Genomic DNA, 25579 nt, shown 5'->3' with positions numbered 1-25579 from the left:
ACACTCGGCTCGATCCAGAGGACTCTCTCTTGCGCGCGATATCTCCGAATCCACGCGGCCGCGTCCGGCGACCGATCCTGCTGCTCGTCCTGCTGCTGACGATGCCCGTCTCGGCGCTGGCCGAGGTGTTCCAGATTGCCGACATCCGTGTCGAGGGGCTGCAACGCATCGCCCCCGGCACGGTGTTCAACTACCTGCCCGTCCAGGTCGGCGACACCGTTGGTGACGGCGTCACCGGCGGCATCATCCGCTCGCTCTATCGCACCGGTTTCTTCGACGACGTCCGCGTCGAGCGCGACGGCAACGTGCTGGTGCTGTGGGTGCGCGAGCGTCCGGCGATCGCCGAGATCGAGATCGTCGGCAACAAGGACATCGAGACCGAGGCGCTCGACTCCGCGCTCGCCGACATCGGCCTCAAGGAAGGGCGGGTGTTCAACCGCTCGGTGCTCGATCGCATCGAGCAGGAACTCGAGCGCCAGTACTTCGCCCGCGGCAAGTACGGCGTGTTGGTGCAGTCGACCGTCTCGCCGCTCGAGCGCAACCGGGTGGCGGTGCGTATCGAGATCACCGAGGGGCTGACCGCGCGCATCAAGCAGATCAACATCATCGGTAACGATGCCTTCAGCGAGAAGGCGCTGCGTCAGCAGTTCGAGCTGGGGCCGACGCGCTGGAGCTCGTTCTACTCGAAGAACGACCAGTACTCCAAGCAGAAGCTCGCCGGTGACCTGGAGCGGCTGCGCGCCTTCTATCTCGATCGCGGCTACATCAAGTTCGAGATCAAGTCGACCCAGGTCTCGATCAGCGCCGACAAGAAGGAGATCTATGTCACCGTCGTCATCGACGAGGGTGAGCCCTACCGCATCAGCGACATCCAGCTCGCCGGCGAGCCCTCGGTGCCGACCGAGAAGCTCTTCCCGCTGATCGAGCTCACACGCGGCGATCTGTTCTCGCGCAAGCACGTCACCGAGAGCGCCGAGCGCATCTCCAACCTGCTCGGCGACGAGGGCTATGCCTTCGCCAACGTCAACACCGTGCCCGAGATCGACGAGGAGTCGCACGAGGTGGCGGTGACCTTCTTCGTCGACCCGGGCAAGCGCGTCTATGTCCGTCGCGTCAACATGAAGGGCAACACCCGCACCCGTGACGAGGTGTTGCGGCGCGAGATGCGCCAGCTCGAGACCGCCTGGTTCTCCGCCGATCTGGTGCGCAAGTCGCGCGAGCGGCTGCAGCGTCTCGGCTACTTCGACGATGTCAGCATCGAGACCCCGCCGGTCCCGGGCTCGCCCGATCAGGTCGACGTCGACGTCACCGTCGAGGAGAAGCCCGCGGGCAACCTCGCCGCCGGTATCGGCTTCTCGCAGTCGCAGGGCATCCTGCTCAACGCCAGCGTCACCCAGAACAACTTCCTCGGCACCGGCAAGCGCGTGGCGCTGGCCTTCAACACCAGTACCGCCAACCGTCGCTATCAGCTCGCCTACACCAATCCGTACTACACGGTCGATGGCATCAGTCGCGGCTTCAACCTCTCCTACCAGGAGACCGACTACGACGAGCTGATCGGCGCCGACTACTCCACCGACGTCGGTGTCGCCGGCTTCTCCTTCGGGTTGCCGATCTCCGACACCAGCCGCGCCGGTCTCGGTCTGCGCTACCAGTACACCGACTTCTCCCCGGGCGAGTCGGAGCTGGCCGATGAGTTCGTCGCGCGCAACGGGCACACCTTCAACGACTTCGTGCTCTCGGCCAACTACTCCAGCGACTCGCGTGACACCGCGCTGTTCCCGACCCGCGGCGCGCTGCGCACCCTGCGCGCCGAGGTCGCTCTCCCGGGCAGCGATCTGGAGTACTACAAGCTCACCTACAAGGAGCAGATCTACATCCCGCTGACCTCGCGCTTCGTCTTCTCGTTGAGCGGCGACCTCGCCTACGGCGACGGTTACGGCGAGATCGATTATCTGCCCTTCTTCGAGAACTTCTACGCCGGTGGTCCGCGCTCGGTGCGTGGCTGGCAGGCCAACACACTCGGCCCGCGCGAGCTCAGTACCAACGACCCGGTCGGCGGCAATCTCAAGCTGGTCGGCAGCATCGAGCTGTTCGCCCCGCCGCCGGTCGGCGGCGAGTTCGAGAAGACGCTGCGGCTCGGCGCCTTCTTCGACTTCGGCAACGTCTGGTTGACCGATGACTCCTCGCTGGTCGACAACACCGGCTTCGACCTCGGCGATCTGCGCTACTCGGCCGGTCTGTCGGTGAGCTGGCTCTCGCCGGTCGGGGCGCTGTCGGTGAGCGTGGCCTATCCGCTCAACGAGAAGGATGGCGACGAGACCCAGGTGTTCCAGTTCGGATTCGGTCAGACCTTCTGATCCAGGGGAGGGTACCCGTGAATTTCCGTCTCATCGTCTCGATCGTCCTGCTGCTGGTCGCCACCCAGGCCCTGGCCGAGGACGCCGTCGAGGGCTACCGTATCGCGGTGGTCGACCCCAATCGGGTGGTCGAGCAGTCGCCCCAGTATGATGCCGCGGGCGATGCCCTGCAGCGTGAGCTCGAGGAGCGCGAACGCACCCTGCGCGAGCAGCAGGAGCAGGTCGCCGCGCTGCAGCGCAAGCTCGAGCGCGACGGCGCGCTGATGAGCGAGAGCGAGATCCAGCGGCTGCAGAACGACATCCGTAGCCGCACCCGCAAGCTGAAGTACGCCCGCGACGAGTTCCAGGAGGACTTCGTGCTGCGTCAGAACGAGCTTCGCACCAAGCTGGCCCGCCAGGTCCAGGAGGTGGTGGTCGAGCTGGCCAAGGAGCAGGATATCGATCTGGTGATCACCGAGGGCGTGGTCTATTTCAGTGATCGTATCGATATCTCCGATCTGGTCATCGAGCGCCTCAAGGCGGAGTTCGAAAAACGGTGACCGACGCCTTGTGCGCGCCGGCCGCCCAGAGGTGAATCCCTTGGAAATCAGTCTGAAAGAACTCGCGGCACGCCTCGGCGTGCCTGTGCGTGGTGATGGTGCCGTCCGTCTCGCGCGTGTCGCGCGGCTGACCGATGCGACCGCGGACAGCCTGAGCTTTCTCGGCGATCGCAAGTACCGTCGTCACCTCGCCGAGACCCGCGCCGGTGCGGTGATCCTCACCGAGGCCGATGCCGAGCACGCCGCGGTGCCGGTGCTGATCAGCGATAACCCCTATCTCACCTATGCCCGTGCCGCGCGCATCCTCCATCCGCGCGAACCGGTCGTCGGCGGCGTGCATCCGAGCGCGGTCGTCGACCCCGCCGCGCGGATCGATCCCAGCGCCTGGGTCGGCCCGCTCTCCGTGGTCGAGGCCGAGGCCGAGATCGGTCCCGGGGTGTTTGTCGGGCCGAGCTGCGTGATCGGGCGCGGGGTGCGCATCGGCGCCGAGTCGCGTCTGGTCGCCCGGGTCACCCTGTGCGAGGGTGCGGTGGTCGGCGCGCGGGCGCTGCTCCATCCCGGCGCGGTGATCGGACGCGAGGGCTTCGGTTTCGCCAAGGACGGCGAGCGCTGGGAGCGCATCCCCCAGGTCGGGCGGGCGGTGCTCGGCGATGACGTCGAGATCGGCGCCAACACCTCGGTCGATCGCGGTGCGATCGGCGACACCCTGATCGGCGACGGGGTCAAGCTGGATAATCACATCCAGATCGGCCACAACGTCGAAATTGGCGACAATACCGCCATCGCCGCCAACACCGGGATCTCGGGCTCGACCCGGATCGGACGCAACTGCACCATCGCCGGTGCCGTCGGCATGGCCGGCCACCTCGAGATCGGCGACAACGTCCACTTCACCGGGATGGCCATGGTCACCCGCTCCTTCCCCGAGCCCGGGCTCTACAGCAGCGGTGTCCCGGCGATGCCGAGCGCGGATTGGCGGCGTAACGTGGCGCGCTTCAGACATCTCGACGAGCTGACGCGCCGAATCAAACAGCTAGAGACACACATCGAAACAATGAAACAGACAACAGGGCAGGGGGGTTGCTAATGGCGGGATCTCAGGTTGTGGCGGATTCCGCGCAGATGCAGGAAGCGGGCAAGATGATGGACATCCACAAGGTGATGAGTCTGCTGCCGCATCGCTATCCCTTCCTGCTGGTCGATCGGGTGCTCGACTACAAGGTCGACGAGTATCTGATCGCGATGAAGAACGTCTCCATCAACGAGCCCTTCTTCACCGGCCACTTCCCGGTGCGTCCGGTGATGCCGGGCGTGCTGATCGTCGAGGCCATGGCCCAGGCCACGGGGCTCTTGGCGATGGCCTCACGTCCCGAACAGGTCGGCGAGAAATCGCTCTACTACTTCGTCGGCATCGACAAGGCCCGCTTCAAGCGCCCGGTCGAGCCTGGTGATCAGCTGATCATGGAGGTGCGACTGGGTCCGGTGCGTCGTGGCATCTGGAAGTTCGACGGCGAGGCCCGGGTCGATGACCAGGTGGTCGCCACCGCCGAGATCATGTGTACCGCCCGGGACTTCACTGCTTGATCCATCCCAGCGCCCTCGTTGACCCGGGCGCCCGCCTCGACCCCGGGGTCGAGGTCGGCCCCTTCGCGGTGATCGGCCCCGAGGTCGAGATCGGCGCCGGGACCCGGATTGGTCCGCACGCGGTGGTGCGCGGGCCGACCCGGATCGGGCGCGACAACCGCATCTTCCAATTCACCTCGATCGGCGAGGATCCGCAGGACAAGAAATACGCCGGCGAGCCGACCCGGTTGGAGATCGGCGATCGCAACCAGGTCCGCGAGTTCGTCACCATCCATCGCGGCACCGTTCAGGACCAGGGCGTCACCCGCATCGGCGACGACAACCTGCTGATGGCCTACACCCACGTCGCCCACGACTGCCGTATCGGCAACGACGTGATCATGGCCAATGCCGCCTCGCTCGGCGGTCATGTCGAGGTGCAGGACTGGGCGATCCTCGGCGGTTTCACCATCGTCCACCAGTTTACCCGCATCGGCGCCCACAGCTTCTGTGCCATGGGCTCGGTGCTCGGGCGCGATGTGCCGCCCTATGTCACCGTCGGCGGTCATCCCGCAGCGCCCCACGGCATCAACAGCGAGGGGCTGCGTCGGCGCGGTTTCGAGCCGGCGGCCATCCAGGCGATCAAGCGAGCCTATCGCAGCCTGTATCTCGCCGGACTCAGACGCGAGGAGGCGCTCGAGCGCATCGCCGCGATGACCACCGAGACCCCCGAGCTGCGCCCACTGATCGACTTCATCGCCGCCAGCGCGCGCGGCATCGTGCGCTGACCTCGGGTCGCGCCCCCTCGCGGAGTCCTCTGTCATGCTGACCATCGGCATCGTCGCCAATGAACCCTCGGGCGACCTGCTCGGCGCCGCCGTGGTGCGCGAGCTGCAACGCCAGCTCGGTGACACCCGGGTGCGCTTCGTCGGTGTCGCCGGACCACGGATGCAGGCGCTCGGCTGCGAGAGCCTGTTCGAGATGGAGCGGCTCTCGGTGATGGGCCTGACCGAGGTGCTCGGCCAGCTGCGCGAGCTGCTCGGGCTGCGTCGCGAGCTGCTGCGCTTCATGCTGCGCGAGCGCCCGGCGGTGCTGATCGGGGTCGACGCCCCGGACTTCAACCTCGGGCTCGAGCGGCGCGCGCGGCACGCCGGCATCCGCACCGTGCACCTGGTCAGCCCCACCGTCTGGGCCTGGCGACCGGGGCGGGTCAAGGGGATCCGCCGCGCCGTCGACCTGATGCTCAGCATCTTCCCCTTCGAGGAGCGCTTCCTGCGCGAGCACGGCGTGCCGGCACGCTATGTCGGTCACCCGCTGGCCGACGAGATCCCGTTCGAGGTCGATCGCGCAGCCGCCCGCGCCGAGCTCGGGCTCGACCCCGAGGCGCCGCTGGTGGCGCTGCTCCCGGGCAGTCGTCTGGGCGAGGTCGAGCGCCTCGCCGCGCCCTTCATCGAGACCGCCCGCGCGGCCCATGCCGCGCGGCCCGAACTGCGTTTCGTGGTGCCGCTGATCAACGCCCGGGTCGGCGAGCGCTTCCGTGCCGAGCTGCAGCGCTGCGCCCCCGAACTCCCCCTGACCCTGCTCGAGGGCCAGGGGCGCGAGGCGATGAGCGCCGCCGATGTGGTGCTCACCGCCTCGGGGACCGCCACCCTCGAGGCGCTGCTGCTCGGGCGGCCGATGCTGGTCGGCTACCGTCTCCACCCGCTGACCTATCACCTGGTCAAGCAGCTCGGGCTGGTCAAGGTGCCGCACATCGCCATGGCCAACCTGCTCGCCGGGCGCGAACTCGCCCCCGAGTTCGTGCAGTCGCGCTGTCGCGCCGAGCTGCTCGCCCCGGCGCTGCTCGAGCTGCTCGACGATCACGCGCGCCGCGCCGAGATCGAGCGCGAGTACGCCCGTATCCACCGTGACCTGCGCTGCGACGCCGCCCGCGAGGCCGCGCGCGCAGTGCTCGACCTGATCGGAGAGACCCCGAGATGACCGCCCCCGTCCTCACCGCCGGCGTCGACGAGGCCGGCCGCGGCCCGCTCGCCGGCCCGGTCGCCGCCGCCGCGGTGATCCTCGACCCCAGTCGCCCGATCGCCGGACTCGACGACTCCAAGCGACTCAGCGCCAAGCGCCGAGAGGCGCTCTACGACGCCATCCGCGAGCGCGCCCTGGCCTGGTCGCTGGCCTGGGGCAGCGTCGAGGAGATCGAGACACTCAACATCCTCCACGCCTCGATGCTGGCGATGCGTCGCGCCGTCGAGGGGCTCGCCACCGCCCCCGGTCTGGTGCTGGTCGACGGCAATCGCTGCCCGGAGCTGCCCGCGGGGCTGGAGGCGCGCGCCGTGGTCGGCGGTGATGCGCTGGTGCCCGAGATCGCCGCCGCCTCGATCATCGCCAAGGTTGCGCGCGACCGGCTGATGCTCGACTACGAGCGCGACTACCCCGGCTACGGCTTCGCCGGCCACAAGGGCTATCCCACCCGCGCCCATATCGAGGCCCTCCAGCGCCTCGGCCCCTGTCCCACCCACCGCCGCGGCTTCGGCCCGGTCAAGCGACTGCTCGAGACGGAGTGATCGGGGCGGGGGGAAAGCCGTCAGCGGATTGAACCGCAAAGCCGCAAAGGACGCGAAGGGGAATAAGCCGCCAGCGATCAGCCGCCAGTGGGTACGGACCCGCGCCGCCAGTGGCCTCACGCCGACATCACACATCATTCACTTTGCGCGCTTCGCGGCTTTGCGGTTCGAACCAGCTTCCAGCGATCAGCTTCCAGCCTCCAGTCGGGGAGGCTGGTGTTGCATGGTCGGCGGTTGACGGACAAGACGGTATCTTTGCGGTTCAATCCTGCTGGCTGCTGGCTGCTGGCTGCTGGCTGCTGGCTGCTTCGTCTCGCCGTACTATCCCGGGTGCGGGGTCAGCCGAAAGCCGGGCTTGGTCTCGGGTTCCGGTTCGGGCGGTTCCGGTCGGGGGTGGGGTGGTCGCACCCAGGGTGGCGGGCGATGCGGCGGTGGGGTGAGGTAGATCGCTGGTGGGGCCGTCGGACGTGCCGCCTCGATCTCGGCGCGGCGCTCGGCCGCCGCCGCGCGGCGCTCCTCGGCCTCGACGCGTCGCTCCTCGAGTTTGCGCGCCCGGCGCTCCTCGGCCTCGGCGCGATCGCGCGCGCGTTCCTGCTCCAATTGCGCGCGGATGCGTGCGGCGCGTGCCTCGGAGGCCGCGGCCTCGGTGCGGTCGACCGGCTCGGTCTCGATCCGGCGCGCGTGCTCGCCACGCTCGCAAGGCGATTGCTGATAGCGCACCCCGGTTTCGTCCTCGCAACGATAGACCTCCGCCCGTACCGGCGCGCAACAGCATGCTGCGATCACCAGCAGTCGCAGGTGACGGGATCGGGACATGATGCCTCCAGCGCTCCGATGACGGTCTGTCGAGCATAAGGAATTTTTCAGCCTCCAGCCTCCAGCCTCCAGCCTCCAGCCTCCAGCCTCCAGCCTCCAGCCTCCAGCCTCCAGTGGATTGAACCGCAAAGCCGCGAAGAACGCGAAGCGGTTCAAGGTGCCGGCGATCAGCTACCAGCTACCAGCTACCAGCTACCAGCTACCAGCTACCAGCTACCAGCTACCAGGGGATTGAACCGCGAAGACACCAAGGACGCAAAGGGGAATAAGCCGCCAGCCTCCAGTCGCCAGCGGATTGAACCGCAAAGCCGCGAAGCACGCGAAGCGGTTCAGGTTGACGGCGACCAGCCGCCAGCGGCTGTCTGTCCTCAAACACTGGCGCCCAAGCCGTGCTGTTGTCGAGGGCGCTCGCCCGTGGCGACTGGAGGCTGACTGCTGGAGGCTTTTTTCTCCTGCGCGCCCTTTGCGGCTTTGCGGTTCAACCTTTCCGGCCGGTGGCCACGTTCAGTCAGGCTCCGAGACCTCGCGTAGCCGCATGACGTAGAGCGCGGCGAACAGCGCGCCGAGGGCGAGGGCGAGGATCACGCTGGCCGCGCCGTAGTAGTCGCCGAGCACGCCGATCAGGCCGCCGGCGAGCATCACCACGCCGATCACGGTGTTGCTGACCGCAACCATGGCCGCACGGGTCTCGCTGGTGGCCATGTCGACCAGATAGACCTTGCGGCCGAGCCGCACCCCGGCGTGGGCGATGCCGAGCACCAGGAAGAGTCCGGCGAAGGCCAGCGGGTCGGCGAGCAGCGGGCTGGCGCTGGTCGCCAGCGCCCAGGTCAGCAGCCCGGTCGCGCCGGCCAGGGCGGCGGCGAGGGCCATCGCCAGACGCGCCGAGCGGTCGCCGAGCCGTCCCCACAGCGGTGCGCTGAGGCTGCCGGCGATACCGTTGGCGATGATCAGCAGCCCGAGGCCGGAGAGGTCGCCGCCGCTCTGCGCCTGTGCCAGCAGGACGTAGAAGGGCGGGGCGAGGGCGACGCTCAGCAGTGCCGAGCGGGCGATCACGAAGCGGCGGAAGTCGGCGTCGCTGCGCAGCAGACCGATGCTCTCGAGCGCGGTCGCGATGGCGTTGCCGCCGCCCTCGGTGGCGCCGGGCTGTTCACGGATCGACCGGAACACCAGGGCGCCGAGCAGGAAGCAGAGCGCGCCGCCGAGCAGCAGGGCGACGAAGATCAGGATGTTGGCGTGGGCGTCGGCGACGAACTGCAGATAGAGACCGAGCGCCAGGGTGGCGAGCCCGGCGATCCCCGCAGAGAGCCCCATCAGGTTGCCGCGCCTGGACTTGGAGACGGTCTTGCCGAGGACGTCCTTGGCCGAGACCGAGCACAGCCCGCGCGCCAGGCTGAAGACCACCAGCAGCGCGATGATGGTCCAGCCGGCGAGCGCGCCCTCCAGGGTCAGCGCGGCGACGGCCATCAGCGCCAGGGCCAGCGCCGAGAGCACCGAGCCGAGGATCCACACCCCCTTGCGCAGCGGCAGGCGGCGGATGTAGGCGGCCACCGCCAGCTGTGGCAACAGCACGCCGGCCTCGCGGATCGGTACCAGCAGGCCGACCAGCAGCCCGGGGGCGCCGAGATAGCCGAACAGCCAGGGCAGGATCAGCTTGGCGCTGGAGAGCTCGTCGGCGACCTTGCTCATCAGGTTGGCGCCGAGATAGACGAAGAAGTTGCGCGGCTGATCGTTGCACGAGGCGCTGGGGATGTCCTTGCAGACACGGGCGTCCTCGTCGCCGGTGACCAGGTCGTAGAGCCCCTCGATCGGGTGGGTCTTGCTCATCACCGCATCCCGTCAGGCCGTCGGCTGGGCCTGGATGCGCTGCCCGGTGATGCCGCGCCCGGCGGGGCCGAGCAGGCGCAGATAGGGCTCGACCACGCTCTCCGGGGCGGGGTGCTGCATCGGGTCCTCGCCGGGATAGAGGGTCGCGCGCATGGCGCAGCGCACCACCCCGGGGTCGATGCTGTTGACGCGGATCTGGCCGGCCTCGCTGGTCTCCTCGGCGAGCACCTGCATCAGCCCCTCGAGGCCGAACTTGGCGGCGGCGAAGGCGCCCCAGTAGGCCTTGCCGGTCTGGCCGACGCGATCGCTGGTGAACACCACCGAGGGGTCGGCGGCGGCGCGCAGCAGCGGCAGACAGGCCTGGGTGAGCATGAAGGGGGCGGTGAGGTTGACCTTGAGCACCCGCTCCCAGTCCTCGGCGTCGTAGTCGTCGATGCGGCTGAGGTAGGGGGTGAAGGCGGCGCAGTGGGCGAGCCCGTCGAGCCGCCCGAAGGTGTCGCCGAGGATGTTGGCCACGGCGATGTAGTCATCCGCGGTGGCCGCCTCGGGGTCGATCGGCAGGATCGCCGGCTGCGGGTGCCCGGCCGCCTCGATGGCGTCGTAGACGGGATCGAGTTCGTGCTCGTCGATCGCCGAGAGCACCACGGTGGCGCCGGCCTCGGCGGCGGCCATGGCGACGGCGCGACCGATGCCCTCGAGCGCGCCGGTGACCAGGATGACGCGGTCCTGGAGTGGTTGGTTCTGTTGTTCCATGGGTCGTGTCTCTCGCTGACTGTTTGGGTCCGCCCCGAGCGCTTGCGGCGCCCGGGTCGATGGATGCGAATGATGCGACAAGACGCCGCCCGTGGCATTGCGTCTTGCCGGTATGGCTCAGCGTCGTTGCTCGCGCCAGGCGTGCCAGAGCTTGCGCAGCGGGGGCAGGGCGATGCGCTGGTCGACCACGGCATAGTCGCTGGCGGCGAGTTCTGCGGCGAGCACCCGGGCGAGACGGGCGCGGATGCGTACGCTGCGGGCGCGACAGGTGCCGCGCTGGGTCTCGGCGCGCAGCTGTTCGGCACGCGCGGCGGTGGTCGCGAGCAGCGTCGGCAGTCGTTCGGGCAGCCGCTCCGGGTCGTTCGGCAGCAGATCGGCGCTGATGAAGTCGAGCTGGCCGCGGCGCCACCACCAGCCGCCGTCGCGGATCCCGGCGATCAGCCGGCAATAGGCGCCGAGCGCTCGTGCCTCGCGCAGCGACTCGGGCGAGCGCTCGCCCTCGCAGCGGGCGAGCAGCTCGAACAGTGCGCCGAGGTCGGTCTCGGCGTGCGCGGCCAGGGCCGCGAAGTGCGGCGGGCAGGGCGCGGCGAGGCGCGCGTCCTGGTGCGCGATCACCTCGATGAAGGGCTCGAGCGGCAGCGCCTGCTCGGCGATCAGCGCCGCCAGCGGCGCGCCGAGCGGGTGGGTCGGCGCGCCGCTGGCGCAGCGCTCGATCTCCTCGCGCCACCAGTCGAGCTTGGCCGCCCCGATCCTCGCCTCGGAGACCGCGCCGGGGATGGCGCGCAGCTGCGCGTGCCACAGCACCAGCAGCGCCAGGGCATCGCGACGCGTCGCCGGGGCGAAGCGCAGGGCGTAGTAGCGGGCACTGCCGAGCGGGGTGGCGTCGTTGGGGAAGCGCCACGCGGTCTCTGCGATGGTCACGCTCATGTCGGGGTTTCGGGCAGCCAGTCGAGCAGCGCGAGCGGGTGATCGATGGCGCCGTGCGCGCCCCAGCCGTCGGGGTCGTCGTGTGCCCCGAGATAGCCGAACAGGGCGACCAGGGTGCCCATGCCGGCGGCGCGCCCGGCCTGGATGTCGCGCTCGGCGTCACCGAGGTACCAGCAGCGCTCGGGGTCGACCCCGAGCAGCTCGCAGGCGTGGAACAGGGGGCGCGGGTGCGGCTTGGGCGTGGGCGTGGTGTCGCCGCAGACCACGCAGGCGGCGCGCTCGGCATAGCCGATGCGTTCGAGCAGCGGCCGGGTGAGATAGCCCGGCTTGTTGGTGACGATCCCCCAGGGGATGGCGCGCGCCTCCAGGGCGCTGACCAGCTCGGCCATCCCCGGGAAGGGTGCGGTGTCGCGCACCAGCGCCTCGGCATAGCGATCGAGGAAGGCGCGGCGCATCGGCTCGTAGTCGCTGTCCCCGGGGCGCAGCCCGAAGCCGACCTCGAGCATGCCGCGCCCGCCGTGCGAGACGAAGGGACGGATCTCGGCGAGCGGCAGCGGCGCCCGGTCGTGGGTCGCGCGCAGCCGGTTGAGCGCGGCGGCCATGTCCGGGGCGGTGTCGGCGAAGGTGCCGTCGAGGTCGAACAGTACCGCCGCGTCGCGCACCGGCTCAGGCATCGGCGTCGTCGCGCACGCAGCTCACCAGATAGTTGACGCTGAGGTCGCTGGCGTCGAGCTGGTAGGTCTTGGTCAGCGGGTTGTAGGTCATGCCGCTGAGGTCGGTGGTGCGCAGCGCGGTGCGGCGCACCCAGGCGTCGAGTTCGGAGGGGCGGATGAAGCGCGAATAATCGTGGGTGCCGCGCGGCAGCATGCCCATCACGTACTCGGCGCCGACGATCGCCAGCAGATAGGCCTTGGGGGTGCGGTTGAGGGTGGAGAAGAACACCTTGCCGCCGGGGCGTACCAGCCGCGCGCAGGCATCGATCACCGAGGCCGGCTCGGGGACGTGTTCGAGCATCTCCATGCAGGTGACCACATCGAAGCTCGCCGGGCGCTCGGCGGCCAGGGTCTCGACCGGCACCTGGCGGTAGTCGACCTCGACCCCGGTCTCGAGGGTGTGGAGGTCGGCCACGCGCAGCGGCATTGCGCCCATGTCGATGCCGGTGACCTTGGCGCCGCGCAGCGCCATGCTCTCGGAGAGGATGCCGCCGCCGCAGCCGACGTCGAGCACCTCCTTGCCCGCCAGCCCGTCGGCGCCGCGCTCGATGTAGTCGAGACGCAGCGGGTTGATGTCGTGCAGGGGCTTGAACTCGCTGTCGGGATCCCACCAGCGCGAGGCGAGCTCCTCGAACTTGCTGATCTCGGCTTGGTCGACGTTATGAATGGTATCGGTCATGGTCTTTATCTGGTCCCGGGGTTGGGTGAGACGCACGCGCGTCTCCGGCGTTCGATCGATCTCCATTCTAAACGACACCACCGCGATCTGGCCGATCGCGGTGGTGACGCCCGGTGGCGTCGGGTGTCTTTTTGTTTCCAAAGGCGCGACGCGCGGCCCGATCATCCGTTAAACTAACCCGTTTTGCATTGCCCGGAATAATCATCATGTTCGATACCAAGTTGCAGATCAGTGATTACGACCCAGCGCTCTGGGCTGCTATCCAGGACGAGGAGCGTCGCCAGGAAGAGCACGTCGAGCTCATCGCCTCGGAAAACTACACCAGCCCGCTGGTGATGCAGGCGCAGGGTGGTGTGCTGACCAACAAGTATGCCGAAGGCTATCCGGGCAAGCGCTACTACGGCGGCTGCGAGCATGTCGACGTGGTCGAGCAACTGGCCATCGATCGCGCCAAGGCGCTGTTCGGCGCCGATTACGCCAACGTCCAGCCGCACTCGGGCTCGCAGGCCAATGCCGCGGTCTTCCAGGCGCTGTGCCAGCCCGGTGATACCGTGCTGGGGATGAGCCTCGCCCACGGCGGTCACCTCACCCACGGCGCCAAGCCGAACTTCTCGGGCAAGATCTACAACGCGGTGCAGTACGGTCTCGATCCGGCCACCGGCGAGATCGACTACGCCGAGGTCGAGCGTCTGGCCCAGGAGCACAAGCCGCGGATGATCATCGCCGGCTTCTCGGCCTATTCGCGCGTGGTCGACTGGCAGCGTTTCCGCGACATCGCCGATGCCGTCGGCGCCTATCTGATGGTCGACATGGCCCATGTGGCCGGTCTGATCGCCGCCGGCGTCTATCCGAGCCCGGTCGGCATCGCCGACGTCACCACCACCACCACCCACAAGACCCTGCGTGGTCCGCGTGGCGGTCTGATCCTCGCCAAGTCCAACCCCGAGATCGAGAAGAAGCTCAACTCGGTGGTCTTCCCGGGCACCCAGGGCGGTCCGCTGATGCACGTGATCGCGGGCAAGGCGGTGGCCTTCAAGGAGGCGCTCGAGCCGGCCTTCAAGACCTATCAGCAGCAGGTCGTCGACAACGCCCGCGCCATGGCCGAGGTGTTCATCGCGCGTGGCTTCGACGTCGTCTCCGGCGGCACCGACGACCACCTCTTCCTGGTCAGCTTCATCGCCCAGGGGCTCACCGGCAAGGACGTCGACGCCTGGCTCGGCGCGGCCAACATCACCGTCAACAAGAACGCCGTGCCCAACGACCCGCAGTCGCCCTTCGTCACCAGCGGGATCCGCGTCGGTACCCCGGCGATCACCACCCGTGGCTTCGGCGTCGCCGAGGCCCGTGATCTCGCCGGCTGGATGTGCGACCTGATCGACGCTCGTGGCGATCAGGCCGCAATCGAGGCGGCCAAGGGCAAGGTGGTGGAGCTGTGTCGCCGCTTCCCGGTCTACGGTTGCTGATGGCGGTGCGCGGGGCGTCGCAGGGCGTCCCGGCGCGCGCCGATCGAGACGCCGGCCCCGCGCCGGCGTCGGAGGGCTAGAGCGTGCGCTGTCCATTCTGTGGTGCCCATGACACCAAGGTCGTCGACTCACGACTGTTCGACGAGGGTGATCAGGTGCGCCGGCGGCGCAAGTGTGTGGTGTGCGAGGAGCGCTTCACCACCTACGAGCGCGCCGAACTCAACCTGCCCCGGATCGTCAAGCGCGACGGTACCCGGGTCCCGTTCGATCCCGATAAGCTGCGCTCGGGGATGATGCGGGCGCTGGAGAAGCGCCCGGTCGGTACCGCCGAGATCGAGGCCGCGCTCTCGCGCATCCGTCGCACCCTGATGTCCTGTGGCGAGAGCGAGGTCGACTCGATGCGTCTCGGTGATCTGGTGATGGACGAGCTGCGTGGGCTCGATCAGGTCGCCTACGTGCGTTTCGCCTCGGTCTATCGCAAGTTCGAGGACGTGGCCGCCTTCCGCGCCGAGATCGAACGGCTCGAGCGCGAGCCGGTCGGCGCGACGGTGGCAGCGGATGACGATGATGGCGACACCGACTGAGGTCACGCCTACGGATCAGGCCTGGATGGCGCACGCGCTGCGTCTGGCCGAGCAGGGACGCTACAGCACCGCGCCCAACCCGCGCGTCGGCTGCGTCATCGTGCGCGACGGGGTGCTGGTCGGCGAGGGCTGGCACCGACGCGCCGGCGGTCCGCACGCCGAGCGCCACGCCCTGGCCGCAGCCGCCGAGCGTGCCCGCGGCGCCACCGTCTATGTCACCCTCGAGCCCTGCAGCCATCACGGTCGTACCCCGCCGTGCGCCGATGCGCTGGTCGAGGCGGGCGTCGGTCGGGTGGTCTGCGCCATGGTCGATCCCAACCCCCGGGTCGCGGGGCGCGGCATCGCCCGGCTCGAGGCCGCCGGCATCGCCACCCTGGTCGGGGTGCAGGCCGCCGCCGCCGAGGCGCTCAACCCGGGGTTCGTGCAGCGGATGCGCGCGGGTCGTCCACTGGTGCGCTGCAAGCTCGCCGCGAGCCTCGATGGCCGGACCGCGATGGCCGACGGCGAGAGCCGCTGGATCACCTCCGAGCAGGCGCGCGCCGACGTGCAGCGGCTGCGTGCGGGCAGCGGCGCGATCATCACCGGGGTCGAGACCCTGCTCGCCGACGATCCCAGCCTCAACGTCCGGCTCGCCCCCGAGGCGCTGCCCGGGCTGATGCCCGGCGATCCGGTGCTGCAGCCGCTGCGGGTGGTGCTCGACAGCCGCTGGCGCACGCCGCCGACGGCGCGGATGCTGGGGCTGCCCGGCACCACCCTAGTGGTCGGCGCGACGCCCGACCCCGAGCGCGAGCGCGCGCTCGTTGCCGCCGGCGCCGAGACGCTGGTCTGCGGCGGTGCCGACGGGCGCGTCGATCTCGCCGCGCTGCTCGCCGAGCTGGGACGACGCGAGGTCAACGAGGCGCTGATCGAGAGCGGTCCGACCCTGGCCGGGGCGGCGCTCGCCGCCGGGCTGGTCGATGAGCTGGTGGTCTATCTCGCCCCGCACCTGATGGGTGACTGCGCCCGCGGGCTGGCGCGCCTGCCCGGTGTCGAGCAGATGGCCGATCGGCTCGCGCTGGCCTTCGTCGATGTCCGTCGCATCGGCCCCGATCTGCGCCTGTTGCTGCGCCCGTCGGCGCGCTAGCGTCGGCGTCGGTGGCGCCTCGTCCCCCGAGTCAACCTCGACGCCGTCGCGCGTCATCGCTGAGGAGTCCGTCATGTTCACCGGAATCATCCAGGCCGTCGGGCGTATCGCGCGCCAGGAGCCGCGCGGCGGCGATGTCAGGCTGCATATCGATACCGCCGATCTCGATCTCTCCACGACCGCGCTCGGCGACAGCATCGCGGTCAACGGTGTCTGTCTGACCGCAGTCGAGCTGGGGGCCGCGCGTTTTGCCGCCGATGTCTCGCGCGAGACCCTGTCGCTGACCACCCTGGGTGCGCTGGGGCAGGGCGGCGCGGTCAATCTGGAGCGCGCGCTCACCCTCTCGACCCCGCTCGGCGGTCATCTGGTCAGCGGTCATGTCGACGGCCTGGGCGAGGTGCTGGAGGTCGGCGCCGACGGCCGCTCGACCCGGCTGCGCATCCGCGCCCCGGACGCGCTGGCGCGCTATATCGCGCCCAAGGGCTCGATCTGCATCGACGGCACCAGCCTCACCGTCAATCGTGTCGAGGGCGCGGTGTTCGAACTCAACATCGTCCCCCACACCCTGGAGGAGACCATCATCGGCGGCTATCGCGCCGGCAGCCGGGTCAACCTCGAGGTCGACCTGATCGCCCGCTATCTCGAACGCCTGGTGCTCGGCGAACAGGCCGCCGCACCCGAGGGCGAGGGCGAGCGCATCACCCGCGACTTCCTCAGTCGTCACGGGTTCGGCTGAGACCGCCTTCGCCAGCTTTCAGCCGCCAGCCGCCAGCCGCCAGCGGATTGAACCGCAAAGCCGCCAAGGGCGCGAAGGGGAGAAGAGCTGCCAGCGATCAGCCTCCAGCCGCCAGTGGCCGCCTGTCTTCGAGTGTTGGTCGAAAACGTACGCCAACCGGTCGCTGACAGTGAATGGTGAGTGGCGCTATCGTCGAGGCCGTCCCTCCACTGGCGGCTGGCCGCTGATGGCTGGCCGCTTGAATCCCTTCGCGCCCTTGGCGGCTTTGCGGTTTCAATCTCCTGGTCGCTGGTCGCTGGTCGCTGGTCGCTGGTCGCTGAACCCCTGATGGGCGCGCTGCGCTTTGTTCATCCTAGGGTGTGGCGGGGCGTCGTTCCATTGGCGACGGCGGGAGAGAACGCCTGCTGGCGGCTGGATGCCGATGGCTGGAGGCTGACTTGCGGCCGCTTCCGTCCACGCAGGTGCTTGGCCGTCTGTTAAACTTAACGGCTTCGCTCGAAAAGACCCAATTTGCTATGAGCCATACCGGCCTGAACACGACCGAGGAGATCATCGCCGAGCTGCGCGCCGGGCGCATGGTGGTGATCATGGACGACGAGGATCGCGAGAACGAGGGCGATCTGCTGCTTCCGGCCGACTGTGTCACCCCTGAGGCGATCAACTTCATGGCCAAGTACGGTCGCGGGCTGATCTGTCTGACCCTCACCCGTGAGCGCTGCGAGCAGCTGCGTCTGGCGCCGATGGTCAACGACAACCAGGCCCCGCACGCGACCGCCTTCACCGTCTCGATCGAGGCCGCCCGGGGCGTCACCACAGGCATCTCCGCAGCCGATCGTGCGACCACGGTGCGCGCCGCGGTCGCGCCTGACGCGACCGAGCGCGATCTGGTGCAGCCCGGACACATCTTTCCGCTGATCGCCCAACCCGGCGGGGTGCTGGTGCGCGCCGGTCATACCGAGGCCGGCTGCGATCTCGCCCGGCTCGCCGGTTTCACCCCGGCGGCGGTGATCGTCGAGGTCCTCAACGAGGACGGCACCATGGCGCGCCGCCCCGATCTCGAGCGCTTCGCCGAGACCCACGGGCTGAAGATCGGCACCATCGCCGATCTCATCCACTATCGGGTGCGCAACGAGCGCGCGGTGGTGCGCGAGAGCGGCTGCGAGCTGCCCACGCCCTACGGGACCTTCAAGCTGCACGCTTATCGCGACAGCATCGATCACGAGCTGCACCTGGCGCTGACCCTCGGCGAGATCGATCCGGAGCACCCCACCCTGGTACGGGTGCACCTGCAAAACAGCCTCTGCGATCTGTTCGAGGCCGATCACGGCGCCTGCGGCTGGCCGCTGCGCGACGTGATGCGTCAGGTCGGCGAGGCCGGCGAGGGGGTGATCGTGGTGCTGCGCAACCGCGATCGAGCCGAGGATCTGCTGGCGCGGATCAAGGATTTCGATTTCCATGACCGTGACGACGAGGTGCCGCCGCGCCGGCAGCAGGACGGTCATACGCTGCGCACCTTCGGTATCGGCGCGCAGATCCTCGCCGATCTCGGCGTGCGCAAGATGCGCGTGATGAGCGCGCCGAAGTCGATGCATGCCATCTCCGGGTTCGACCTGGAGGTGGTTGAGTACACCGGTGGTCGCCAATCCTGAGAGGACAAACCGAGATGACCATTCATACCATCGAAGGCACCATGCGTGCCGATGGCGCCCGCTTCTGTCTGCTGGTGGCGCGCTGGAACAACTTCGTCGTCGATAGCCTGGAGCGGGGCGCGATCGACGCGCTGCGTCGTCACGGTGTCGAGGAGTCGGACATCACCATCGTGCGCGTGCCCGGTGCCTTCGAGATGCCGGTGGCCGCCGAACAGATCGCCGCGCGCGGCGGTTTCGACGCCATCGTCGCCCTCGGCGCGGTGATCCGTGGCGGCACCCCCCACTTCGAGTACGTCGCCAACGAGTGCGTCAAGGGGCTCGCCCAGGTCGGTCTCAGCCACCGGCTGCCGATCGCCTTCGGCGTGCTCACCGTCGACAGCATCGAGCAGGCGATCGAGCGCGCCGGCACCAAGGCCGGCAACAAGGGCGCCGAGGCCGCGCTCTCGGCGCTGGAGATGGTCTCGCTGGCACGGCAGTTCGACTGAAATGGTGAGTCCACGCACCCAGGCGCGTCGCTATGCGGCGCTGGCCCTCTACCAGTGGCGTCTCACCGGTGAGGACCCGATGGCGATCAAGCGCCACATGCTCGATGACCCGGATTGGCTCGATGCCGTCTCGGCATCGCTGCAGGGCATCGATGAGGACGAGACGCTGGCCTCGGCGCACCGTTTTCGCTTCAACCTCGAGCTGTTCGAGCAGCTGCTCGCCGGGGTCCCCGAGCGCATCGAGCCGATCGACGCCCAGCTCACCCGCTTTCTCGATCGCCCGATCGAGCAGGTCGATCCGGTGGAGCTGGCGATCCTGCGTATCGGCGCCTTCGAGATCCTGTTCTCGGCGGCGATCCCCGACGGGGTGGCGATCAACGAGGCCGTCGAGCTCACCAAGTTGCTCGGCGCCCACGAGGGCCACAAGTACGTCAACGGCGTACTCGACAAGATCGCCCGTCATCAGGCGGTGGCGCGGCGCGCCGCCGAACGTCCCGACGGTGACGGCTGAACCCGGCGCCGAGTTCGCGCTGATCGGGGCGCACTTCGCCGGGCTCGGCGCGGCACGCGAGGATGTGCTGCTCGGGGTCGGCGACGACTGCGCCCTGCTGCGGGTGCCACCGGGGCAGTCGTTGGCCGTCAGCCTCGACACCCTGGTCGCCGGCGTCCACTTCTTCCCCGACTGCGATCCCCACGCGCTCGGTCACAAGACCCTGGCGGTGAGCCTCAGCGATCTCGCCGCGATGGGCGCGGAACCCGCCTGGGCGACCCTGGCGCTGACCCTCCCTGCCTCCGATCCGGCGTGGCTCGCGGCCTTCGCCGCCGGTCTCGGCGAGCTGGCTTGCGCCCACGGGGTGCGGCTGGTCGGTGGCGACACCACCCGGGGGCCGTTGACCATCACCCTGCAGCTCCAGGGGCTGGTACCGTCCGAGGCGGCGCTGCGTCGTGATGGCGCATGTGCGGGCGATCGCATCTGGGTCAGCGGCACCCTGGGCGACGCGGCGCTGGCGCTCGCCGAGCTGCAGGCTGGTCGCGATCCCGATCCGGCGCTGCGCGCGCGGCTCGAACGTCCGACCCCGAGGGTCGCGCTCGGGCGCGGGTTGCGTGGCATCGCCAGCGCCGCGATCGATCTCTCCGATGGGCTCGTCGCCGACCTCGGGCATGTGCTCGCCGCCTCCGGCGTCGGCGCCGAGCTGCAGCTCGGCGCGCTGCCGCTCGGTGAGGCGGTGGCCGCGCGCGCGGACTGGTCGCTCGCGCTCGCCGGCGGCGACGACTACGAGCTCTGTTTCTGCGCGCCGCCCGGTCGCGACGGTGAGATCCTGGCGCTGGGGCAGCGTCTCGGCTGTCGTCTGACCCCGGTCGGTATCATCCGCGGCGATGACGACGCGCTGCGTTGCCTGCTGCCAGACGGCACCGTGCTGAACCCCACGAGGAAGGGCTATGACCACTTCGCCGGCGCCTGAGCGCCCGGCGCGCGCGGGCTTCGATCCGCGTCGCGCACACCATTGGATCGCCTTCGGGTTCGGCTCGGGGCTGGCGCCGCGCGCACCCGGCACCTTCGGTACCCTGGCGGCGATCCCGCTCTATCTGCTGTTCGCCGGGCTGTCCTGGCCCTTCTATCTCGGCTTGCTGGTGCTCGCCACCGGCATCGGTATCTGGGCCTGTGGGCGCACCGCGCGCGAGTTGGGGCTGCATGATCCCTCGGCGATCGTGTGGGACGAGTTCGTCGGTTTCTGGCTGACGATGGCGGTCGCCCCCGCCGGCTGGGGCTGGATCCTCGCCGGGTTCCTGTTGTTCCGGCTGTTCGATATCTGGAAGCCCTGGCCGGTGCGCCTCGCCGATCGTCACGTCGAGGGCGGGCTCGGCATCATGCTCGATGACCTGATCGCCGGTGCCATGGCCGCGCTGGTGCTCCTCGGCGCGGTCTGGTTGCTCTGATCGGCAGGGGGGGTGATGAGACTGGGCGCGCCGTCCTGCTGGCGCGTGCGGCGGACTCAGTGGGCGTGGGTCTCGGCGGTGGTGTGACGGTCGATGCGCGGCGGATAGGCCGGCGGCGCACAGAAGGCGATGCCGATCATCCAGCGCTGGGCATCGTGTCCGGCCTCGACCCAGACCACCGAGCCGGTCACCTGCAGCGGCTCGATCGTATCCTCGAGCGCCATCTCCAGCAGCAGTCGCGAGCGGATGGCGAAGCGCTCGCCGGCGCTGATGCACATCCCCCCCTCGCCGATGTCGTGGCCGTTGACGTGATAGATGTGCTGACGTCGCTCGATCCGTTCTCCGGAAAGCGGGATCAGCCGCGCCTCACCGGTCCATTCGCGGCGCTCGTAGCGGCGGCGTTCGGCATCATCGCGATTTGCGTACATGGTGTTTTCATCCTCCCGGGGCTGCCTGTTTAATCCGCTGTTTTTCTTGTTTTTATCCAGTATAGACGCTGCTGCGTCCGGTGCTGCCGGGTGAGTGGGCCGTAGATGGCGAAAACGGGAGGGATGCGGGGCGGGAGATGAGGGGCGTCCGGGCGTTGCGCCCGGACGATCGGAGCAGTGGTGGCGCGTCCCTGCGCCTCGACGCCCACCGCCCGCGTGCGCGGGCGGTGAGTGGGACCTCAGTGGCTCGCGGCCCCCTCGGCGCCGATCCCGGTCTCGCAGCGGATGCGCTGGGCACGATAGGCGCTGCGCTCGCGCTGGGCCTGCTCGGAGTTGTCGAGCAGCGAGACCAGCCAGATGAAGAAGAAGGCCATCGGGATGGAGACGATCGCCGGGTTGTCGAGCCCGATCAGGCCGACCGGCACCGGGGTGCCGTCGGGGCCGGGCGCGGTGTGACCGAGCACATCGCCCCACACCGCCTTCGACAGCACCGTCAGCACCACCGCGCTGAGCAGACCGGCGAGACCGCCGGCCAGTGCTCCGCGGGTGGTCATCCGCCCCCAGAAGATCGAGGCGGCCAGCACCGGGAAGTTGGCGCTGGCAGCGATCGCGAAGGCCAGGCCGACCATGAAGGCGACGTTCTGGCTCTCGAAGGCGATGCCGAGTGCGATGGCGACCAGTCCCAGCCCGAAGGTGGCGAAACGCGAGATGCGGATCTCGGTGGCTTCGTTGCCGCGACCGCGCGCGATCACGCTGGCATAGAGGTCGTGGGAGATGGCCGAGGCGCCGGCCAGGGTCAGCCCGGCGACCACGGCGAGGATGGTGGCGAAGGCCACCGCCGAGATGAAGCCGAGGAAGAGGTTGCCGCCGACGGCCTCGGCCAGCCGGATCGCGACCATGTTGGAGCCGCCCTCGACCCCGCTGACCAGGCGCTCGCTGAGTACCGCACCCTCGGCGCTCAGTGCCTCGGGCTTGAAGAACTCGGGGTGCTGGGCGAGCAGCACGATCGAGGCGAAGCCGATGATGAAGGTGAGGATGTAGAAGTAGCCGATGAAGCCGGTGGCGTAGAACACCGACTTGCGCGCCTCCTTGGCATCCGGGACGGTGAAGAAGCGCATCAGGATGTGCGGCAGGCCGGCGGTGCCGAACATCAGCGCCAGCCCCAGCGAGATGGCGTTGATCGGATCCTGCACCAGCGAGCCCGGTCCCATGATGTCGAGACCGTTGGGGTGGATCTCGGTGGCCTGGCGGAACATCTCCTCGGGGGAGAAGCCGAAGGCCGAGAGCGCGGCGAAGGCCATGAAGGTGGCGCCGGAGAGCAGCAGCACCGCCTTGATGATCTGCACCCAGGTGGTGGCGGTCATGCCGCCGAAGATGACGTAGACCATCATCAGCACGCCGACGGCGACCACCGCCATCCAGTACTCGAGACCGAACAGCAACTGGATCAGCTTGCCGGCGCCGACCATCTGCGCGATCAGATAGAAGGCGACCACGACCAGCGAGGAGAGCGCGGCCATGGTGCGGATCTGGGTCTGGCCGAAGCGGTAGGAGGCAACGTCGGCGAAGGTGAACTTGCCGAGGTTACGGATCTGCTCGGCGAGCAGGAACATGATCACCGGCCAGCCGACGAGGAAGCCGATCGAGTAGATCAGGCCGTCGTAGCCGGAGGCGAAGACCAGCCCGGAGATGCCGAGGAAGGAGGCCGCCGACATGTAGTCGCCGGCGATCGCCAGACCGTTCTGGAAGCCGGTGATGCCGCCGCCGGCGGTATAGAAATCCTTGGCGCTGCGGGTGCGGCGCGCCGCCCAGTAGGTGATGCCGAGGGTGCCGACGACGAAGGCGACGAACATGCTGATGGCGGTGACGTTGACCGCCTGTTTCTCCACCGCGCCGCTCATTGCCGGGGCGGCGGCGAGACCGAAGGGGATGAGCAGGGCGGCGAGTACGCCCCAGGGTGCGAAGCGTCTCATCGTGCCTCCTCCTGGATCTCTTTGGTCAGGCGGTCGAAGTGACCGTTGGCGCGCACCACGTAGATGCCGGTGAGCAGGAAGGCGCTGAGGATGATGACCACACCGAGCGGCATGCCGATGGTCATGATCGCGCCCTCGGCGACCGGGATCGCCAGGAGTTCAGGGGCGAAGGCGATGGTGAGGATGAAGCCGTAATAGATGCCCAGCATCAGCAGGGTCAGCACCCAGGCGAAGCGCTTGCGTGATCTGACCAGCTGTTGATAGCGCGGATTCGCCTCGATAGCGTCGATCGATTCTCGTTGCATGGGTTTATCCGAAACACGATGAGTGGGGTCTGTGCCTCGACTCGGCGCCGCGCGCCGCTGCCTGCGGCCCCAGACCAGTGCCGCTCGGCGCTCGATGTCTGTGTTTCGGGTCCAGCTCAGCGGGGACGCGGTGCGCTTGTCGCTTTCCGCACAAAACAAAAGGAAAGACCGATTCTCTTGGTCATTCCTCGCCGATGTCAACAAAAAGTTGATGCGTTATCTCAATCGGGTGGATTGTGAAACTGCACCGGCGCACACAGCATCAAAGGTGGACGAGACGTGTCTTCCGTGCGCGAGCATGGTGGTTACCGATGGCGATGGCGCATGTGTCTTGGGGAACGTTCGGCGCATGGTGCAGTCTCTAGGCAACACCGCATGGACCCGGGGCCGGTCTCGGGGCGAGAATGGTCGGGTCGGGTTCGATGTCAGGGCGGGTTGCGCCCGACACGCCCGGTTGTCTGTCCGCAATCACTCGAGGTGGGCGCGGGCCTCTCGCTCGTCGGGTAGCGCATCGCGTGGCCCGGGCCGCGGTACGACGAATTTCGGGACGCTGTCCCCCGTACCGCCATGGGGGCTGCGTCCTTGTCAGACTTTCAGTCAGTAAGGAGTCAAGTGATGGACCTGAATCTATCCGGCCTCAGGGCCGCGATCCGTCGACGAGCCAAGAATTTAATGGAACTCTACAACCCGCGCATCTGGCGCGAACGGGGCCTCTGGTGGACCAGCGGAGTATTTCTGGTCACCTATCTGTTGGTGGTACTGGTGCTCGGCATCGTCTGGTCGCGCTCGCCCGGCGAGTTCGATGTGCGCGAGAGCGCACTGGAGATGGTCGGGGGCGACGAGGCCCGACTGGTCCCGGGCACCCTGACCACGGCCACCGCCATCCGCATCGTCGAGACTCTGCTCGACAAGCCCGGTGGCTATCTCTCCAATGATGTGATGCCGCCCGGGGTCTATCTCGACAATATCCCCAGTTGGGAGTTCGGTGCCCTGACCGAGGTGCGCGACCTCGTCGACTCGCTGCGCAATCACCTCAGCCGTGCCCAGTCGCAGTCGATCGAGGACGTCGACCTGCAGATCGCCCAGCCGCAGTTCAACTACAACGCCAACTCCTGGATCCTGCCCTCGAGCGAGTCCGAGTACCGCAAGGGTGCCGATGCGCTCTATCGTTATCTTGAGCGACTCTCCGACGAGCGCGCTCAGGATGGTCAGTTCTTTGCCCGCGCCGACAACCTGACGATGTATCTGGGGCTGGTGGAGAAGCGTCTGGGGAGTCTGGCGCAGCGTCTGTCCTATGCCGTGGGGCAGCGTCAGCTCAACACCGACCTGGCTGGCGACCCAAGCGCGCGTCAGTCGACGGCGGTCCCCGAGGAGCGGGTGCAGAAGACGCCGTGGAACCAGATCGACGACGTCTTCTTCGAGGCGCGTGGTTACACCTGGGCGTTGCTCCACACCCTCCAGGCAATCGAGGGTGATTTCAAGTCGGTGCTCGAGAACAAGAACGCGCTGGTCTCGCTGCGCCAGATCATCCGCAAGCTCGAGGAGACGCAGAGCCCGATCTGGAGCCCGCTGATCCTCAACGGTACCGGCTTCGGCCCGATGGCCAATCACTCGCTGGTGATGGCCTCCTACATCTCACGGGCCAACGCGGCGATCATCGAGCTGCGCACGCTGCTCGAGATGGGCTGAACGGGGCGGGCGGCACGACCGCCGCCCGTTCGTCATCCTACCTGGCCGGGGGCGTTCAGCCCTCGGCCTGCTCTTCCTTCTCAGCGGACGCTGCCGCCTCGACGTCGCTCGGTGCGGTGGTGGCGCGGTGGCTCGCCGCGCAGGCGGCCACGCACTCTTCGCGCTGGATACGACAGATGCGCAGGTCCGCGCCAAGACAGACGTCGGGCTTCAGGCAGCCGGCGCCGCGATTGGCGACACAGGTCTCGTAGTCTTCCCCGATCATGCGAATATGGGTCTGGCACTCGGTCTCGCGGATCTGCTGGCGCTGCTCGCAATGCGTGCTGGCGATCTCGCAGCGTGCCAGGCAGGTCTGTGACTGCGGGTCCTGGGCCTTGAAGTCACTGCTGGTCTCGGGGGTGGCGCAACCGCCCAGGCTCAGTGCGAGCAGGGCGGCGGCGAGGACGGGGGCGAATGCAAGCGGCATCGGCG

General features: G+C 68.6%; 27 protein-coding genes. 17 read left to right on the top strand and 10 right to left on the bottom strand.

Annotated features, from left to right (window positions below; all coding sequences use genetic code 11):
• Nucleotides 1-29: 29 nt before the first annotated feature.
• Genes bamA through rnhB form a run of 7 tightly spaced genes read left to right on the top strand, consistent with a single transcriptional unit; the run spans nt 30 to nt 7023 of the window.
• Nucleotides 30-2360 carry an outer membrane protein assembly factor BamA gene (gene bamA, locus EBL84_RS08395; protein ID WP_123140409.1) on the top strand — a complete coding sequence of 777 codons (2331 nt, stop codon included), beginning with the start codon at nt 30-32 and terminating at the stop codon, nt 2358-2360.
• Between the two features lie 17 nt (nt 2361-2377).
• The gene (locus tag EBL84_RS08390; protein ID WP_123140408.1) at nt 2378-2899 is read left to right on the top strand and encodes an OmpH family outer membrane protein; all 522 of its coding nucleotides are present in this window, start codon (nt 2378-2380) and stop codon (nt 2897-2899) included.
• 40 nt (nt 2900-2939) lie between these two features.
• Entirely contained in the window at nt 2940-3986 is a 1047-nt protein-coding gene (lpxD, locus tag EBL84_RS08385; protein WP_123140407.1) for a UDP-3-O-(3-hydroxymyristoyl)glucosamine N-acyltransferase, read from the top strand.
• Nucleotides 3987-4039: 53 nt separating this feature from the next.
• Nucleotides 4040-4483 (top strand): 3-hydroxyacyl-ACP dehydratase FabZ, encoded by a 444-nt coding sequence (gene fabZ / locus EBL84_RS08380; protein WP_123140431.1) that lies wholly within the window; start codon nt 4040-4042, stop codon nt 4481-4483.
• Nucleotides 4480-5250 (top strand): acyl-ACP--UDP-N-acetylglucosamine O-acyltransferase, encoded by a 771-nt coding sequence (gene lpxA, locus EBL84_RS08375; RefSeq protein WP_123140406.1) that lies wholly within the window; start codon nt 4480-4482, stop codon nt 5248-5250. The genes fabZ and lpxA overlap by 4 nt, the downstream gene beginning before the upstream one ends.
• A 34-nt stretch (nt 5251-5284) precedes the next feature.
• The gene (gene lpxB / locus EBL84_RS08370) at nt 5285-6442 is read left to right on the top strand and encodes a lipid-A-disaccharide synthase (protein WP_123140405.1); all 1158 of its coding nucleotides are present in this window, start codon (nt 5285-5287) and stop codon (nt 6440-6442) included.
• Entirely contained in the window at nt 6439-7023 is a 585-nt protein-coding gene (gene rnhB / locus EBL84_RS08365; RefSeq protein ID WP_123140404.1) for a ribonuclease HII, read from the top strand. The genes lpxB and rnhB overlap by 4 nt, the downstream gene beginning before the upstream one ends.
• 321 nt (nt 7024-7344) lie before the next feature.
• Here rnhB and EBL84_RS08360 read toward each other — a convergent pair whose 3' ends face one another.
• From EBL84_RS08360 to ubiG, 6 genes are all read right to left on the bottom strand, one after another.
• The gene (locus EBL84_RS08360) at nt 7345-7839 is read right to left on the bottom strand and encodes a DUF4124 domain-containing protein (RefSeq protein ID WP_132230545.1); all 495 of its coding nucleotides are present in this window, start codon (nt 7837-7839) and stop codon (nt 7345-7347) included.
• Between the two features lie 504 nt (nt 7840-8343).
• Nucleotides 8344-9663: an MFS transporter gene (locus EBL84_RS08355; protein WP_123140402.1), complete on the bottom strand. Its 1320-nt coding sequence runs from the start codon at nt 9661-9663 to the stop codon at nt 8344-8346.
• A 12-nt stretch (nt 9664-9675) separates the two neighbouring features.
• The gene (locus EBL84_RS08350) at nt 9676-10416 is read right to left on the bottom strand and encodes an SDR family NAD(P)-dependent oxidoreductase (RefSeq protein WP_123140401.1); all 741 of its coding nucleotides are present in this window, start codon (nt 10414-10416) and stop codon (nt 9676-9678) included.
• A gap of 117 nt (nt 10417-10533) precedes the next feature.
• On the bottom strand, nt 10534-11343 hold the full coding sequence (locus EBL84_RS08345) for a squalene/phytoene synthase family protein (protein WP_123140400.1): 810 nt from the start codon (nt 11341-11343) through the stop codon (nt 10534-10536).
• Nucleotides 11340-12017, bottom strand: a complete 678-nt coding sequence (locus tag EBL84_RS08340) for an HAD family hydrolase (RefSeq protein WP_123140399.1) — start codon at nt 12015-12017, stop codon at nt 11340-11342. The genes EBL84_RS08345 and EBL84_RS08340 overlap by 4 nt, the downstream gene beginning before the upstream one ends.
• Nucleotides 12010-12735, bottom strand: a complete 726-nt coding sequence (gene ubiG, locus EBL84_RS08335) for a bifunctional 2-polyprenyl-6-hydroxyphenol methylase/3-demethylubiquinol 3-O-methyltransferase UbiG (RefSeq protein ID WP_123140398.1) — start codon at nt 12733-12735, stop codon at nt 12010-12012. The genes EBL84_RS08340 and ubiG overlap by 8 nt, the downstream gene beginning before the upstream one ends.
• Nucleotides 12736-12941: 206 nt before the next feature.
• On the opposite strand from ubiG, the gene glyA reads away from it, so the two are divergent.
• The 9 genes from glyA to EBL84_RS08290 all read left to right on the top strand — a co-directional run bounded on the left by glyA (nt 12942) and on the right by EBL84_RS08290 (nt 20713).
• A complete protein-coding gene (gene glyA, locus EBL84_RS08330; protein WP_123140397.1) occupies nt 12942-14198 on the top strand; it encodes a serine hydroxymethyltransferase in 1257 nt (418 codons plus the stop codon).
• Between the two features lie 83 nt (nt 14199-14281).
• The gene (gene nrdR, locus EBL84_RS08325; protein WP_123140396.1) at nt 14282-14782 is read left to right on the top strand and encodes a transcriptional regulator NrdR; all 501 of its coding nucleotides are present in this window, start codon (nt 14282-14284) and stop codon (nt 14780-14782) included.
• Nucleotides 14783-14807: 25 nt separating this feature from the next.
• A complete protein-coding gene (ribD, locus tag EBL84_RS08320; protein WP_123140395.1) occupies nt 14808-15905 on the top strand; it encodes a bifunctional diaminohydroxyphosphoribosylaminopyrimidine deaminase/5-amino-6-(5-phosphoribosylamino)uracil reductase RibD in 1098 nt (365 codons plus the stop codon).
• A 73-nt stretch (nt 15906-15978) separates the two neighbouring features.
• Nucleotides 15979-16641, top strand: coding sequence for a riboflavin synthase (locus tag EBL84_RS08315; RefSeq protein WP_123140394.1), 663 nt, complete (start codon nt 15979-15981; stop codon nt 16639-16641).
• A 515-nt stretch (nt 16642-17156) separates the two neighbouring features.
• Entirely contained in the window at nt 17157-18290 is a 1134-nt protein-coding gene (gene ribBA, locus EBL84_RS08310) for a bifunctional 3,4-dihydroxy-2-butanone-4-phosphate synthase/GTP cyclohydrolase II (protein ID WP_123140393.1), read from the top strand.
• 14 nt (nt 18291-18304) lie between these two features.
• Nucleotides 18305-18775 (top strand): 6,7-dimethyl-8-ribityllumazine synthase, encoded by a 471-nt coding sequence (ribE, locus tag EBL84_RS08305; RefSeq protein ID WP_005220409.1) that lies wholly within the window; start codon nt 18305-18307, stop codon nt 18773-18775.
• Between the two features lies 1 nt (nt 18776).
• Nucleotides 18777-19286: a transcription antitermination factor NusB gene (gene nusB, locus EBL84_RS08300; RefSeq protein ID WP_123140392.1), complete on the top strand. Its 510-nt coding sequence runs from the start codon at nt 18777-18779 to the stop codon at nt 19284-19286.
• Entirely contained in the window at nt 19276-20238 is a 963-nt protein-coding gene (gene thiL, locus EBL84_RS08295; RefSeq protein WP_123140391.1) for a thiamine-phosphate kinase, read from the top strand. The genes nusB and thiL overlap by 11 nt, the downstream gene beginning before the upstream one ends.
• Nucleotides 20216-20713, top strand: a complete 498-nt coding sequence (locus EBL84_RS08290) for a phosphatidylglycerophosphatase A (RefSeq protein ID WP_123140390.1) — start codon at nt 20216-20218, stop codon at nt 20711-20713. Before thiL ends, EBL84_RS08290 begins: the two co-directional genes overlap by 23 nt.
• Before the next feature lie 56 nt (nt 20714-20769).
• Here the strand turns inward: EBL84_RS08290 and EBL84_RS08285 are convergent, their stop codons facing one another.
• From EBL84_RS08285 to EBL84_RS08275, 3 genes are all read right to left on the bottom strand, one after another.
• Nucleotides 20770-21141 (bottom strand): PilZ domain-containing protein, encoded by a 372-nt coding sequence (locus EBL84_RS08285; protein WP_123140389.1) that lies wholly within the window; start codon nt 21139-21141, stop codon nt 20770-20772.
• A 239-nt stretch (nt 21142-21380) separates the two neighbouring features.
• A complete protein-coding gene (locus EBL84_RS08280; protein WP_123140388.1) occupies nt 21381-23114 on the bottom strand; it encodes a cation acetate symporter in 1734 nt (577 codons plus the stop codon).
• The gene (locus EBL84_RS08275; protein WP_123140387.1) at nt 23111-23419 is read right to left on the bottom strand and encodes a DUF485 domain-containing protein; all 309 of its coding nucleotides are present in this window, start codon (nt 23417-23419) and stop codon (nt 23111-23113) included. The genes EBL84_RS08280 and EBL84_RS08275 overlap by 4 nt, the downstream gene beginning before the upstream one ends.
• 672 nt (nt 23420-24091) lie before the next feature.
• On the opposite strand from EBL84_RS08275, the gene EBL84_RS08270 reads away from it, so the two are divergent.
• Nucleotides 24092-25108 carry a DUF2333 family protein gene (locus EBL84_RS08270; RefSeq protein WP_223806094.1) on the top strand — a complete coding sequence of 339 codons (1017 nt, stop codon included), beginning with the start codon at nt 24092-24094 and terminating at the stop codon, nt 25106-25108.
• A gap of 55 nt (nt 25109-25163) precedes the next feature.
• Here EBL84_RS08270 and EBL84_RS08265 read toward each other — a convergent pair whose 3' ends face one another.
• On the bottom strand, nt 25164-25574 hold the full coding sequence (locus EBL84_RS08265) for a hypothetical protein (protein WP_123140385.1): 411 nt from the start codon (nt 25572-25574) through the stop codon (nt 25164-25166).
• Between the last annotated feature and the right edge of the window lie 5 nt (nt 25575-25579).

The organism is Marichromatium sp. AB31, from assembly GCF_003718685.1.
GTDB lineage: Bacteria > Pseudomonadota > Gammaproteobacteria > Chromatiales > Chromatiaceae > Marichromatium > Marichromatium gracile.
Note: the sequence above shows the minus strand (reverse complement) of the source record. Positions and strands in the feature narration are given on the sequence as shown.